General features: G+C 62.5%; 13 protein-coding genes. 5 read left to right on the forward strand and 8 right to left on the reverse strand.

Translation table 11 applies throughout. The annotated features are described in order from the left end of the window. Nucleotides 1-24: 24 nt before the first annotated feature. From CTR2_RS05850 to CTR2_RS05860, 3 genes are all read right to left on the reverse strand, one after another. Entirely contained in the window at nt 25-1,311 is a 1,287-nt protein-coding gene (locus CTR2_RS05850; protein ID WP_087084737.1) for an EAL and HDOD domain-containing protein, read from the reverse strand. A 35-nt stretch (nt 1,312-1,346) separates the two neighbouring features. Next, on the reverse strand, nt 1,347-2,606 hold the full coding sequence (locus CTR2_RS05855) for an EAL and HDOD domain-containing protein (RefSeq protein WP_003064492.1): 1,260 nt from the start codon (nt 2,604-2,606) through the stop codon (nt 1,347-1,349). 161 nt (nt 2,607-2,767) lie between these two features. Further along, nucleotides 2,768-3,574, reverse strand: a complete 807-nt coding sequence (locus CTR2_RS05860; protein WP_087084736.1) for a ferritin-like domain-containing protein — start codon at nt 3,572-3,574, stop codon at nt 2,768-2,770. A 50-nt stretch (nt 3,575-3,624) separates the two neighbouring features. Here CTR2_RS05860 and CTR2_RS05865 point away from each other — a divergent pair, with 50 nt between their 5' ends. Together CTR2_RS05865 and hslO are read left to right on the forward strand one after the other, a co-directional pair. Continuing rightward, nucleotides 3,625-4,149, forward strand: coding sequence for a gamma carbonic anhydrase family protein (locus tag CTR2_RS05865; RefSeq protein WP_087084735.1), 525 nt, complete (start codon nt 3,625-3,627; stop codon nt 4,147-4,149). A gap of 30 nt (nt 4,150-4,179) precedes the next feature. Continuing rightward, the gene (gene hslO, locus CTR2_RS05870) at nt 4,180-5,187 is read left to right on the forward strand and encodes an Hsp33 family molecular chaperone HslO (protein ID WP_087084734.1); all 1,008 of its coding nucleotides are present in this window, start codon (nt 4,180-4,182) and stop codon (nt 5,185-5,187) included. A gap of 123 nt (nt 5,188-5,310) precedes the next feature. On the opposite strand, the gene CTR2_RS05875 is transcribed toward hslO, so the two are convergent. The 5 genes from CTR2_RS05875 to CTR2_RS05895 all read right to left on the reverse strand — a co-directional run bounded on the left by CTR2_RS05875 (nt 5,311) and on the right by CTR2_RS05895 (nt 10,566). Beyond that, nucleotides 5,311-5,853 (reverse strand): hypothetical protein, encoded by a 543-nt coding sequence (locus CTR2_RS05875; protein ID WP_238707577.1) that lies wholly within the window; start codon nt 5,851-5,853, stop codon nt 5,311-5,313. Beyond that, a complete protein-coding gene (locus tag CTR2_RS05880; RefSeq protein ID WP_003064503.1) occupies nt 5,822-6,100 on the reverse strand; it encodes a septum formation initiator family protein in 279 nt (92 codons plus the stop codon). The genes CTR2_RS05875 and CTR2_RS05880 overlap by 32 nt, the downstream gene beginning before the upstream one ends. Before the next feature lie 76 nt (nt 6,101-6,176). Continuing rightward, nucleotides 6,177-7,463: a phosphopyruvate hydratase gene (gene eno, locus CTR2_RS05885; RefSeq protein ID WP_003057720.1), complete on the reverse strand. Its 1,287-nt coding sequence runs from the start codon at nt 7,461-7,463 to the stop codon at nt 6,177-6,179. Nucleotides 7,464-7,898: 435 nt separating this feature from the next. Continuing rightward, the gene (gene kdsA / locus CTR2_RS05890; protein ID WP_003057718.1) at nt 7,899-8,756 is read right to left on the reverse strand and encodes a 3-deoxy-8-phosphooctulonate synthase; all 858 of its coding nucleotides are present in this window, start codon (nt 8,754-8,756) and stop codon (nt 7,899-7,901) included. A gap of 148 nt (nt 8,757-8,904) precedes the next feature. Then, nucleotides 8,905-10,566, reverse strand: coding sequence for a CTP synthase (locus CTR2_RS05895; protein WP_087084732.1), 1,662 nt, complete (start codon nt 10,564-10,566; stop codon nt 8,905-8,907). Between the two features lie 113 nt (nt 10,567-10,679). Here CTR2_RS05895 and coaBC point away from each other — a divergent pair, with 113 nt between their 5' ends. From coaBC to dut, 3 genes are all read left to right on the forward strand, one after another. Beyond that, nucleotides 10,680-11,906 carry a bifunctional phosphopantothenoylcysteine decarboxylase/phosphopantothenate--cysteine ligase CoaBC gene (gene coaBC / locus CTR2_RS05900; protein WP_087084731.1) on the forward strand — a complete coding sequence of 409 codons (1,227 nt, stop codon included), beginning with the start codon at nt 10,680-10,682 and terminating at the stop codon, nt 11,904-11,906. Between the two features lie 23 nt (nt 11,907-11,929). Beyond that, nucleotides 11,930-12,448 carry a hypothetical protein gene (locus CTR2_RS05905; RefSeq protein ID WP_087084730.1) on the forward strand — a complete coding sequence of 173 codons (519 nt, stop codon included), beginning with the start codon at nt 11,930-11,932 and terminating at the stop codon, nt 12,446-12,448. Between the two features lie 148 nt (nt 12,449-12,596). Then, on the forward strand, nt 12,597-13,046 hold the full coding sequence (dut, locus tag CTR2_RS05910) for a dUTP diphosphatase (protein WP_087084729.1): 450 nt from the start codon (nt 12,597-12,599) through the stop codon (nt 13,044-13,046). Nucleotide 13,047 lies beyond the last annotated feature (1 nt).

Below are 13,047 nucleotides of genomic sequence, written 5' to 3' on the forward strand. Positions count from 1 at the left end.
TGACTGGTCGCGGAGCGGATTGGCTCAGATCACTTCACTGGCCAGATTGTCGGCCCAGCTCAGTGCCTGCAGATGGGCCCAGTTGACCTGGTGGTTGGACAGCTGCAGCGCATTGGCGGCGCGGGCAAAAGCCGCTTCGTCGCCCGACTCGCAGGCGCGCGTCAGATCCAGGAAGGGCGCAAAAACGCCTTGGTTGTGTACCAGTGCGTCAACCACGGACTGGGGCAGGGCCACGGATTCCAGGGCCTTGGCCATGGGCTGGCTCAGCATCACATCGAGCAGCGAGAAGACGCCCACGACGAAAGCGTGGTCGCATTCCTCGGGCGGCAGCAGCTCGGCGGTCAGCAGCTCCATCAGGCGGCCGCGCACCACGGCTGTCTGGCCCACAGCTGGCGGGGTGCCGCCGGCGCGTGAGGTGGTCAGCAGCAGGGCCGCCCAGCGGAACAGCTTCTTGAGGCCCAGAATCATCACCGCATGGCGGAAGGAGGTGATCTCGCAGGACAGACCGAAGCCCGAGCTGTTGATGAAGCGCAGCAGATTGAAGGACAGCGTGGGGTCCTTCTTGAGCAGCTCTTCGATCTCCTCCGTGCTGGCCTGCTGGCGCACCAGGTTGATGAGCTGGATGATGGTGGTCTGCGTGGGGCGGATGGTGCGCGCCTGCACGAGCTGGGGCTGGGCGAACCAGTAGCCCTGGAACAGCTTCACGCCAAGGCTCCGCATATGCTCGAACTGCTCGGCCGTCTCGACCTTCTCGGCCACGATCTGGGCGCGTGTGTAGGTCTGGGCAAACTTCACCAGCTTTTCGGCATGCTCGATTCCGAAGCTCTGCATGTCCAGCTTGACGAAGGAGGCCATGGGTAGCCATGACGCATAGTTGCGGCGCAGCAGGTTCTGGTCGAAAGCCAGGCGAAAGCCACGCTGGCGCAGGGCCGCAAATGTGGGCAGACAGGCTTCGATGTTTTCCTGCGTGGCGTCGACGGGTAGGGCAGGCACTTCCAGTACCACACGGTCGGGGTGAATCAGCTCCAGGTGGCCGCCGCTCAGGCTGTCATGGGTGCAGTTGATGAAAACCGTCTTCTTGCCCACCAGCGCTTCGGCACCGGCGTAGGACAGTGCATTGAACAGCAGCGCCGCATCGGATGCTGCTGTGTGTGCGTTATGTGCAACCGAGCGGTCAAACAGCTCGTAGCCGTACACATCCCGTTTTTCATCGACGATTGCCTGACGCGCAATGCTGGCCATATTGGCCTCGTCCCTGTCTGCAACGGGGCTGGCGGTCGGTGAAGAGGAGTTGGTGTCAGAGGTATCCATGTCGGTTATCGCTTGGGTGTGGGGCAAAAGTGCTGTCAGTCGGACAGACACTCCGTCCATCTCAGAGCTTGCAGATGAGCGTGATTGATGTCCCCGTGCTCCAGTTCCAGGCTGCAGGCGCTGCGGTCGAATTGCTCCTGGTCATGACTCTCGCAGGCCTTGGTGAGCATCAGCAGCTCGCCCAGAATGCCTTCATGATGCAGCAGCGCGGCAGAGACCGATTCGGACACCGGGATCAGCGCCAGCGCTGCAGGCAAAGGCATGCCCAGCATGCGGTCCAGCATGGAGAACATGCCGCAGATAAAGGCCAGATCGGCGTCGGTGTCCGTCAGCGAGTGCTTGGCCAGCAGCTCCATCAGACGGCCGCGAATCACGGCGGTCTGGCCTACGGCCGGTGGGGGGCCGCCTTCACGGGCGGCAGTCAGCAGCATGGCAGCCCAGCGGAACAGCTTGTTCAGGCCGAGCAGCATCACGGCCTGCTTGAAAGAGGTGATCTTGCGATGGGCGCCAAAGCTGGCCGAGTTGATGAGGCGCAGCAGGTTGAAGGCCAGGGCTGCGTCCTTTTTGAGAACTTCCTCGATCGCATCGGTGCTGGCCTGCTCGCGTACCAGCGTCAGCAACTGGATGATGCTTTGCTGCGTCGGGGTCAGGAGGCGGGTCTGCATCACCGTGGGACGGGCAAACCAGAAACCCTGGAAAAGCTCTATGCCCAGGCGCTGCCCCAGCTCATGCTGGTGGGCACTTTCGACTTTTTCGGCGATCAACTCGGCGCGGGTGTGGCGGTTGGCGAACTTGACCAGCACCGTAAGCTGGTCCGGCGCCAGCGTGGAGAGGTCTAGCTTGATGTAGTCGGCCAGCGGCAGCCAGGCCGAATACACAGACTCCAGCACCGTGTGGTTGAAGGCGAGATGAAAGCCCTGGTCCTTGAGTGCCAGCAAGGTGGGCAGGCGGGCTGCCACCTCATGCACGGCGGCATGGCCCAGAGGGGGGATCTCCAGCACCACCTTGTCGGCAGGCAGCAGTTCCAGATGCTCGCCGGTCAGACCTTCGTGAGTGCAGTTCACGAACATGAGCTTGGTGCCGACCAGATCTTCCTCTCCAGCATGCGTGAGGGCCGCAAAGATCAGCGTCGCGTCTGAGGCCATGGTGTGACCATAGGGCGAGCGCGAGCGGTTGAACAGCTCGTAACCAATGATTTGCTGCAGCCCGTTGACGATGGGCTGGCGTGCAATCATGCCTTTGGACAGGTTGCGCGGCGAGGCGAATGCCTGGTCCTCTATGGTTTGTTCACTCATTGCTGCATGACGTCTGTGTGGGAAATGGTTGGCTGTGCCGGTTATTGTAAGAACGAGCTGATCATAGTGTCAGCTTCGTGCGTTCAGGCCGTTTGTGCCAACAACTTCGGCTCGCGGGCCTTGCTTGCCGGTGGTTCTTGATTCGAGTCAAGAAAAAATACCTAGATCTGTTGCAGCCAGGCGATCTCGGTCGCTGTGAAGCCTGCGGCGCGGCGTGCCTTCTCATTGAAGGGCGGGCGCAGGCGCGGCGCTTCATGGCGCTTTGTCAGCTCCAGGTACCAGGACTCGGGGTCTAGGCCGTTTTTCTCGCACAGCCAGCGATACCAGTGGTTGCCTATGGCCACATGGCCCACTTCCTCGCGCAGGATGATGTCCAGAATGTCGCAGGCCGCCAGCGCATCGGGCGCATGGGTGTTGCGCAGCTTGTTCTGGATCTGCGGCGTGGCGTCGAGGCCTCGCGCCTCCAGCGTTCTTGGTACCAGGGCCATGCGGGCCACGATGTCGCCTGCCGTTTTCTCGCACATGGTCCACAGGCCCTGGTGGGCCGGATGGTCGCCATAGTCCTGACCATGATGCTGGCGCAGATGATCGCGCAGCAGGCGGAAATGCTTGGCTTCCTCTGCAGCCACCTGCAGCCAGTCGTGGTAGTACTGCCCGGGCATGCCGTCAAAGCGCCAGATGGCGTCCAGTGCGAGGTTGATGGCATTGAACTCTATATGTGCAATGGCATGGATGAGCACGGCCCGGCCTTCGAGGGTGGCTGGCGAGCGGCGCGCCACGGCCGTGTGGTGCCTGAGCTCGGGTCGGGCCGGACGGCCGGGCAGCTCTGATTCGGCAACCACCGGTACCGGGGCTGTTTCTGCTATTGAATAGAGAGCTTTTTGCGTATGCAGCGCAATGGCTGCAGCCGCTTTCTGCTCTGGGTCCGCAAGACACAAGACCTCTAGCGCGCGATGACGTAACTCCATCCCTACAATTCTAGGTTCTATAAAGAAGCAACCCACTGGGAGACAAGCACATGGCAATTTACGAACTCGACGGCGTAGCGCCGCAGATCGACGAGACCGCCTGGGTGGCAGACAGCGCCGAGGTCATGGGCCGCGTCAAGCTGGACCGTGACGCCAGCGTCTGGTTTGGAACCGTCATCCGCGGGGATACCGAAAACATCAGCATCGGTGCGGGCTCCAACATCCAGGATGCCAGCGTGCTGCATGCCGATTTCGGCAAACCGTTGACGGTGGGTTGCAATGTGACGGTTGGGCACCAAGTAATGCTGCATGGCTGCTCGATTGGCGATGGCTCGCTCATCGGCATCGGTGCAGTGGTGCTCAACGGCGCCAGGATCGGCAGGAACTGCCTAGTGGGCGCAGGCTCGCTGGTGACCGAGGGCAAGGAATTTCCCGACGGCTCCATGATCCTCGGCAGCCCCGCCAAGGTCGTGCGCGAGCTATCGCCCGAGCAGATCGAAGGTCTGCGCCAGAGCGCCAGGAACTATGTTGAAAATGCTCGCCGCTTCAAGCGCGGCTTGCGCAAGCTGGGCTGAGGGCCCTGCTTTTTACCGGAATCGATTAGCGTGTCTGAACTGCATAAATTCATTTTTGACGGCCTGCCCGTGCGTGGTGCCATTGTTCGCCTGACTGACTCCTGGCAGGAAATCCTGCAGCGCCGTGCCGGCAACAAGGATACCGGCGCCTACCCCGAGGCCGTCAGCACCTTGCTCGGCGAGATGACGGCGGCTGGCGTGCTCATGCAGTCCAATATCAAGTTCAATGGCGCGCTGGTATTCCAGGTCATGGGTGACGGCCCGGTCAAACTGGCCGTGGCCGAAGTGCAGTCGGATCTGAGCCTGCGTGCCACGGCATCGCTGGTGGGAGAGGCCAATCTGCCCCTGCGCGGCCAGTTGGCCCCGCTGGCGGAGCTGGTCAATGCCCATGGCGCGGGCCGCTGCGCCGTCACGCTGGACCCCAAGGACCGCCAGCCCGGCCAGAACCCCTATCAGGGCGTGGTGCCGCTCAACGATGGTGCTGGCGGTCGCTTCGAGCGCCTGTCGGATGCGCTGCAGTTCTACATGATGCAGTCCGAGCAGCTCGACACCGTGATGGTGCTGGCTGCCAATGATCAGATCGCTGCCGGTCTGATGCTGCAGCGCATGCCTGTGAAGGGCGAGGCGAATCTGGCTGCGGCCACCGAAAGCGGAGAGGCCGAGCATGACGCCCAGGGTCTGAACGAGGAGTACAACCGCATTGCCACGCTGGCCTCCAGCCTGACGCAGCAAGAGTTGTTGACGCTGGATGTGGAGACCATTTTGCGGCGCCTGTTCTGGGAGGAGAAGCTGCTGCGCTTCGCTCCGCAGGCCGACGAGCAGGCCCCGCGTTTCGCCTGCACCTGCAGCCGTGACCGTGTGGCCGCCATGCTGACGTCGCTGGGCGAGGAAGAGGTGGATTCCATCGTTGCCGAGCGTGGCAAGATCGAGGTGGGCTGCGACTTCTGCGGCCAGCAATACCAGTTCGATGCCATCGATGCGGCGCGTCTGTTCACCGAAGTGCAAAAGCAGCCGCCCAGCTCCAGCTCGGTGCAGTAACTGAGCAGTCTGCTAGCGGCTATTGAGCTCTGATGGCGGTGGCGACACCCTGCAAGAGCCCAGGCCGGGGCAGCGCGGGTGTCTTCCAGCTCGGAAGAGATAGGGGAGAAGGCGCGAGGCGCCTCAGGGGGCGCTTTTCAAGGCCTCGAACAGTGCCAGCTCGCACTCGGGATCGCCGCATTGCTCGCAGGCTTTGCGGCGTATTTTCTGGCTGGAATTCCAGGGGTTCTGGCTTGAGATCCAGTCCCAGTCCGCGGTTGGGGCCGTGAACTTGAGAGATGCGGCCAGCTGTTGCCATTGTGCAGACGGCTTGCCGTAGAGCATCACATAGCTCTGTGCGCGTGCGTGCAGCAGTGCGCGCCATCGGCTGATCTGCTGCGCGATGGCCGGCTCCGGGTCGGCATCACGCCAATCCTGTCCCAGTACATAGACCAGGGCATCGGCCGGCCATTCATCACCGGCCGCAGGGGCCATGCACTGCCAGGCGCTGGTCAAACCCGCATCCAGACGGGCCTGCAGCAAGCCATGCGCCATGCCTCGCGCCAGGGCATGCGGAGCGCCCAGCAGCACCACCGCGGGCGCAGGAGCAGCAAAGCCAGCGCGAGGCTGGCTTTGCTGCAGAGCGGGCGCCGGGTCAGCGCTTGGAAACCTGAATATAGATTTCATTGGGTTTGACCATGCCCAACTCGTAACGGGCCTTTTCTTCCACGGTGGACAGGCCGTCCTTGAGGTCGTTGACCTCGGACTGCAGCCTGTCGTTTTCCGATTTTTCGAGGGCGTTGGCCGCGTATTGATCCTTGATTTGCTGCTGCAACTCGTGCACATAGGCCATGCTGCCATTGCCCAGCCAGAGCTGGGCGTGAATGGCGGTCAGCAAGACCAGCAATGTGACGCAGACGACGCGGTTGACCATAAAAAAACCTGGTGGAATCAAGGGTAAGCACCCCAGCCGCAAAGCGGTTGCCGGGCACTTACTTCAGCTGCGCACTTTAGCGCAGGTTGTAGAAGGCAGCACGGCCGGGGTACTCGGCCACATCACCCAGGTCTTCCTCGATGCGCAGCAACTGGTTGTACTTGGCGATACGGTCGGAGCGGCTCATGGAGCCGGTCTTGATTTGACCAGCATTCAGGCCCACGGCGATGTCGGCAATGGTGCTGTCTTCGGTTTCGCCCGAACGGTGCGAGATCACGGCGGTGTAGCCGGCGCGCTTGGCCATTTCGATGGCGGCGAAGGTCTCGGTCAGGGTGCCGATCTGGTTGATCTTGATCAGGATCGAGTTGGCAATGCGCTTTTCGATGCCTTCCTTGAGGATCTTGGTGTTGGTCACGAACAGGTCGTCACCCACCAGCTGAACCTTGGCGCCCAGGCGCTCGGTCAGGATCTTCCAGCCATCCCAGTCGCCTTCGTGCATGCCGTCTTCGATGGAGATGATGGGGTACTTGTCGCACCAGCCGGCCAGCATGTCGGTCCACTGCGTCGAAGTCAGTGTCATATTGCCTTCGCCGGCCAGCACGTACATGCCGTCCTTGTAGAACTCGGAAGCTGCGCAGTCCAGGCCCAGGGCGATCTGCTCGCCGGGCTTGTAGCCGGCCTTTTCGATGGCTTCGATGATCAGCTGGATCGCTGCTTCGTGGTTTTCCACGGAAGGTGCGAAACCGCCTTCGTCGCCCACGGCGGTGGACATGCCATTGTGGTGGATGATGGCCTTCAGTGCGTGGAAGACTTCGGCGCCCCAGCGCACGGCTTCACGGAAGGTGGGGGCACCCACGGGGATGATCATGAACTCTTGCAGGTCCAGCGAGTTGTTCGCATGGGCGCCGCCGTTGATCACGTTCATCATGGGGACGGGCAGCTGCACGCCGCCCATGCCGCCGAAGTAGCGGTACAGGGGCAGGCCGGCTTCTTCGGCTGCGGCGCGGGCCACGGCCATGGAGACAGCCAGCATGGCGTTGGCGCCCAGGCGGCTCTTGTTGTCGGTGCCGTCCAGGTCGATCAGGGTCTTGTCCAGGAAAGCCTGCTCGGAAGCGTCCAGGCCCAGCACGGCTTCGGAGATTTCGGTGTTGATGTGCTCAACAGCCTTCAGGACACCCTTGCCCAGGTAACGGCTCTTGTCGCCATCACGCAGTTCAATGGCTTCGCGCGAGCCGGTGGATGCGCCCGAGGGCACGGCGGCACGGCCCATCACGCCGGATTCCAGCAGCACGTCGCACTCAACGGTGGGATTGCCGCGGCTGTCCAGCACTTCGCGGCCTACGATGTCAACAATGGCACTCATTGCATTTCCTTTGGGTTTCTGAAATCGGTACGTGCAGGCTGACTTCTTTCATGAAATCACGCCCAAGCGCTTGTGCATAAAGCGCAAGCTGCTATCAAAATTGTGAAGCCGACTCTTCTCCACATGCTGCGCGCGCGCCATGCACGCGACGAGTATGGAAGAGGCTGAGGCGGCTATTGTGCACAAATTTGGTGGGCCGCTTTTGCCTTGACGTGTTGCAGCCGTCGAATTTCTTGCGCAAGACGTTTCTGTGCAAGCATTCGGACACAAAAGCGGATACAAAAAAGGCATGACGCCACGCTTCATCGTGTCGGTCATGCCGGGGTGCATCATCGGTTCAGACGCCGGTGCCCGCCTTGGGGCGGCCGGGGCGTATGGACATGCAGGCCTGCAGCAAGGCCGTCATGTCGCTGCTGATGCGCTGTGGATGCATGCTCAGGCCTGGAAGTGGTCTTCCAGGAAGCCGTTGCGCTTGGTCACATCGTCCAGCGCCACCAGGGTTTCGAGCAGGGCCTTCATGTGCTTGAGCGGCACGGCATTGGGGCCGTCCGACAGGGCGTTGCAGGGATCGGGATGGGTTTCCATGAACAGACCTGCCACGCCCACGGCCACGGCCGCACGCGAGAGCACGGGCACCATCTCGCGCATGCCGCCGCTGGAGGTGCCGTTGCCGCCGGGCAGCTGCACGCTGTGGGTGGCATCGAACACGACAGGGGCGCCGGTTTCGCGCATGATGGCCAGCGAGCGCATGTCGCTGACCAGGTTGTTGTAGCCAAAGCTGGCGCCACGCTCGCAGGCCGTGAAGCTGTCTGCGGGCAGACCCGCTTCCACCGCTGCTGCACGGGCCTTGTCGATGACATTCTTCATGTCATGCGGGGCCAGGAACTGGCCCTTCTTGATGTTCACGGGCTTGCCCGACTGGGCCACGGCGCGGATGAAGTCCGTCTGGCGGCACAGGAAGGCGGGGGTCTGCAGCATGTCGACGACAGACGCCACATAAGGCACTTCGGCCTCGGTGTGCACATCGGTGAGGATGGGCACATTCAGTTCCTTCTTCACCTTGGCGAGGATCTCCAGGCCTTTTTCCATGCCGGGGCCGCGAAAGCTGGTGCCCGAGGAGCGGTTGGCCTTGTCGAAGCTGCTCTTGAAGATGAAGTGGATGCCCAGCGAGGAGGTGATTTCCTTGAGTTGCCCGGCCACATCCATCTGCAGCTGTTCGGATTCGACCACGCAAGGGCCGGCGATCAGAAAGAAGCGCTTGTCCAGACCAATATCAAAGCCGCAGAGTTTCATGGTGGGTTCCTTTTTGCACGCCGTGCATGCTTCAAAAACTGAAGCTGCCAGCGCTCTATGTTGAATGAATTCAACATCATTTGATGCTGAAGTCATTGATTTTCAAGCGCTGGCAGCTCCTCTCAGGATTGATTCCGAAGGAAGGGAATCAGGCCTTCTTGCCCGGCTGGGCCTTGTTGTCCATGGCCGCCTTGATGAAGGCGTTGAACAGCGGGTGACCATCCCAGGGGGTGGACTTGAACTCGGGGTGGAACTGCACGCCGATGTACCAGGGGTGGACCTTGGCGGGCAGCTCGACGATTTCGGTCAGCTGTTCGCGCTGGGTCAGGGCCGAGATCACCAGACCGGCTTCGCGCAACTGGTCCAGATACTGGGTGTTGGCTTCATAGCGGTGGCGGTGACGCTCGGTCACCACGTCGCCGTAGATGCTGTGCGCCAGCGTGCCCTTTTGCACGTCGGAAGACTGCGCGCCCAGACGCATGGTGCCGCCCAGGTCGGAGTTCTCGTCACGGGTCTTGATCGTGCCGTCCGCGTCCTTCCACTCGGTGATCAGGGCGATCACGGGGTTGGGGGTGGCCGAATCGAACTCGGTGGAGTTGGCGCCTTCGAGGCCTGCCACATGGCGGGCGTACTCGATGGTGGCGACCTGCATGCCCAGGCAGATGCCCAGGTAGGGCACCTTGTTCTCGCGGGCAAACTTGGCCGTGGAGATCTTGCCTTCCACGCCGCGCGAGCCGAAGCCGCCGGGCACCAGAATGCCGTCGTAGTCCTTGAGCAGCTTGGTGGCATCCGCGTCGTGGATGGTTTCCGAGTCCACATGCGTGATCTTCACGCGCACATGGTTGCGCATGCCGGCGTGCTTGAGCGCTTCGTTGACCGACTTGTAGGCGTCGGACAGCTCCACGTACTTGCCCACCATGGCAATCTTGACTTCGCCCTGGGGATGCTCGGTCTCATAGACCAGATCGTCCCAGCGCTTGAGATTGGTGGGAGGCGTGTTCAGGCGCAGCTTGTCGCAGATCAGGCCGTCCAGACCCTGCTCGTGCAGCATGCGCGGCACCTTGTAGATGGTGTCCACGTCCCACATGGAGATCACGCCCCACTCGGGCACATTGGTGAAGAGGGAGATCTTGCTCTTTTCCTCTTCGGGCACCTGGTGCTTGGCGCGGCACAGCAGCGCATCGGGCTGGATGCCGATTTCGCGCAGCTTCTGCACCGTGTGCTGGGTGGGCTTGGTCTTGAGCTCGCCGGCCGTCTCGATGAACGGCAGGTAGGTCAGGTGCACAAAGGCGGAGTTGTTGGGGCCGAGCTTGAGCGCCAGCTGGCGCGCAGCTTCCAGGAAGGGCAGAGACTCGATGTCGCCCACGGTACCACCGACTTCGCAGATGGCCACATCCACTTCGTGGTCGGTGCCAAGGCCCGCGCCGCGCTTGATGTATTCCTGAATTTCGTTGGTGACATGGGGGATGACCTGCACGGTCTTGCCCAGATAGTCGCCACGGCGTTCTTTTTCCAGCACGGACTGGTAGATGCGGCCCGTGGTGAAGTTGTTGCTCTGACGCATGCGCGTTTCGATGAAACGCTCATAGTGGCCCAAGTCCAGATCGGTCTCGGCTCCGTCATCGGTCACGAACACTTCACCGTGCTGGAAGGGCGACATGGTGCCCGGGTCCACGTTGATGTAGGGATCGAGCTTGATGAGGGTGACTTTGAGACCGCGCGACTCGAGGATCGCTGCAAGGGAGGCTGAGGCGATTCCCTTACCGAGGGAAGACACCACACCGCCGGTGACGAAGACGAACTTGGTCATGTCTTTTTTTGGTGGTGGTAAAACAGGATTATAGGTTCGCCACGAATTTCGGCGTGGCGTACAGGGATGCTTGTGCGGCGGCAAAGCCGCTCAGGTCTGATAAATTGCGCAGCATGAATGACGTGTTCGCAGGCAAACATCTGGTGCTGGGTCTCTCCGGAGGCGTGGCTTGTTACAAATCGGCCATGCTGTGCCGCTTGCTGGTCCAGGCCGGTGCCACGGTGCAAGTGGTCATGACGGAGGCGGCCGAGCAGTTCATGACGGCCGTCACCATGCAGGCGCTTTCTGGGCGCGCAGTCTACACCTCTCAGTGGGATGTGCGCGAACCCAACAACATGCCCCACATCAATCTGAGCCGTGAAGCCGATGCCATCCTCATCGCGCCTTGCAGCGCGGACTTCATCGCGCGCCTGGTGCAGGGCCGCTCGGACGAGCTGCTCAGCCTGATGTGCCTGGCCCGCCCCATGGAGAGCGTACCCCTGCTGCTGGCCCCGGCCATGAACCGCGAGATGTGGGCCCACCCCGCGACCCAGCGCAATCTGGCCCAAGTGCAGGCCGACGGTGCCCAGGTGCTGGGCGTGGGCAACGGCAGCCAGGCCTGCGGCGAGACCGGTGACGGTCGCATGCTGGAGCCCGAGGAAATCATGGAGGAACTGGCGGCGCACTTCACGGCCAAGAGCCTGCAGGGCCAGCATCTGCTGGTGACGGCCGGTCCGACCTTCGAGGCGATCGATCCGGTACGCGGCATCACCAATCTCTCGAGTGGCAAGATGGGCTTTGCGATTGCCCGTGCAGCGCGCGAAGCCGGTGCCCAGGTCACGCTGGTGGCCGGCCCCGTGCATCTGCCCACGCCGCGTGGCGTGACCCGCGTCGACGTGCAGTCGGCGCGCCAGATGCAGACCGCCGTGCAGTCCCTGGTGGCAGGGGCCTCGATCTTCATTGCCACGGCTGCCGTTGCCGACTGGCGCCCGGCCGAGTTTTCCGATCAGAAGATCAAGAAGGATGGCTCGGGCGATGTGCCGGCCATGGACTTTGTCGAGAATCCCGACATTCTTGCCGGTGTGGCCCAGTCCGACCAGGCCCGGTCGGGCAGGCTGTACTGCGTGGGCTTTGCGGCCGAAAGCCACGATCTGCTCAAGCACGCCAGCGCCAAGAGGCTGCGCAAGAGTGTGCCGCTGCTGGTGGGTAATATCGGTCCCGCCACCTTTGGCAAGGACGACAATGCCCTGCTGCTGATCGACGATCAGGGCTCCAAGGAGCTGCCCCATGCCAGCAAGGACGTGCTGGCACGCCAGCTGGTCGATGAAATTGCGCAGCGCCTGAGCGCCAAGCGTCCCTGACCCGTGACCCCAGGAGTCCGAACATGAATCTCTCCAGCTATGAAGGCCCGCGCAACGGCGACTATGTGGCCTATGTGGATCAGCTGATGCGAGCCAGTCCCGAGTACCGCCGCACGCTGCGCAGCATCGACGGAGCGATTCAGACCGCAGTCGTCACACCCGGCTCCCAGGCCGCCTCGCCCATGTCCCAGCTGCGCAACACCTTGCAGAAGGCGCGCGACATGGCCGAGCAGGCGCAGCAGATGCCGGGAGCGCGAACCACGGCGGCGGGTCAACCGGCCCAGCACACGGCTGCTGCACGGCGCCCCAATGCGGCCGTGACCAAGCAGGAGGCGCAGCAGCGCTTCAGGGCCATGGAGCGCCAGATCGAAGGCCAGAAGGCTCAGAACGGTCGCAAACCCTGGGTGTCTCCAGGCTCGCTGGCGCTGATCGTGGGCGGGGTGATCCTCTCCCAGTTCATCCAGGGCTTTGGCGTGCTGCTCGCCATCATGGGCCTGATGTCGCTGGTGGGCGGCGTGCTCAAACGCCTGCAAGGCCGTTGACAGGCGCCAGGTGCCGACGCCTGCCCGGCAGAGGGCACAATGGCGCCCTTCAGGAAAACCGCTGGCGGCTGCATGGCAGCTGCCGCAATGAATGCAAGGCCCGGATCACGGGCCTTGTTTCAAGACAGACAAGACTAGCCAGATCCTTATGAATGTTGATGTAAAGATTCTCGATGCGCGCCTGCGCGACAACCTGCCCGCCTACGCCACTCCCGGTAGCGCCGGCCTGGACCTGCGCGCCTGCATCGATGCGCCCGTGACGCTGGAGCCCGGCCAGTGGCAGCTGATCCCCACCGGCATGGCCATGCACCTCAAGGACCCCCATTACGCGGCGCTCATCCTGCCGCGCTCGGGCATGGGCCACAAGCACGGCATCGTGCTGGGCAATCTGGTCGGTCTGATCGACTCCGACTACCAGGGCCAGCTCATGGTCAGCGCCTGGAACCGCTCGCAGACCGCCTTCACGCTGCAGCCCATGGACCGTCTGGCCCAGCTGGTCATCGTGCCCGTGGTGCAGGCACAGTTCAATCTGGTGGAAGACTTTGCCGACGCCAGCGAGCGCGGCGAAGGCGGCTACGGCTCCACCGGCAAGCAGTAAG

Origin of the sequence: Comamonas thiooxydans, assembly GCF_002157685.2 — a bacterium.
GTDB lineage: Bacteria > Pseudomonadota > Gammaproteobacteria > Burkholderiales > Burkholderiaceae_C > Comamonas > Comamonas testosteroni_H.

Excerpts from the sequence above, each read along its gene's own strand:
- CTR2_RS05850 (WP_087084737.1), bottom strand. The coding sequence starts at position 1,311 with ATGGATACCTCTGACACCAACTCCTCTTCACCGACCGCCAGCCCCGTT.
- CTR2_RS05855 (WP_003064492.1), bottom strand. The coding sequence starts at position 2,606 with ATGAGTGAACAAACCATAGAGGACCAGGCATTCGCCTCGCCGCGCAAC.
- CTR2_RS05860 (WP_087084736.1), bottom strand. The coding sequence starts at position 3,574 with ATGGAGTTACGTCATCGCGCGCTAGAGGTCTTGTGTCTTGCGGACCCA.
- CTR2_RS05865 (WP_087084735.1), top strand. The coding sequence starts at position 3,625 with ATGGCAATTTACGAACTCGACGGCGTAGCGCCGCAGATCGACGAGACC.
- CTR2_RS05875 (WP_238707577.1), bottom strand. The coding sequence starts at position 5,853 with ATGAAATCTATATTCAGGTTTCCAAGCGCTGACCCGGCGCCCGCTCTG.
- CTR2_RS05880 (WP_003064503.1), bottom strand. The coding sequence starts at position 6,100 with ATGGTCAACCGCGTCGTCTGCGTCACATTGCTGGTCTTGCTGACCGCC.
- eno (WP_003057720.1), bottom strand. The coding sequence starts at position 7,463 with ATGAGTGCCATTGTTGACATCGTAGGCCGCGAAGTGCTGGACAGCCGC.
- kdsA (WP_003057718.1), bottom strand. The coding sequence starts at position 8,756 with ATGAAACTCTGCGGCTTTGATATTGGTCTGGACAAGCGCTTCTTTCTG.
- CTR2_RS05895 (WP_087084732.1), bottom strand. The coding sequence starts at position 10,566 with ATGACCAAGTTCGTCTTCGTCACCGGCGGTGTGGTGTCTTCCCTCGGT.
- coaBC (WP_087084731.1), top strand. The coding sequence starts at position 10,680 with ATGAATGACGTGTTCGCAGGCAAACATCTGGTGCTGGGTCTCTCCGGA.
- CTR2_RS05905 (WP_087084730.1), top strand. The coding sequence starts at position 11,930 with ATGAATCTCTCCAGCTATGAAGGCCCGCGCAACGGCGACTATGTGGCC.
- dut (WP_087084729.1), top strand. The coding sequence starts at position 12,597 with ATGAATGTTGATGTAAAGATTCTCGATGCGCGCCTGCGCGACAACCTG.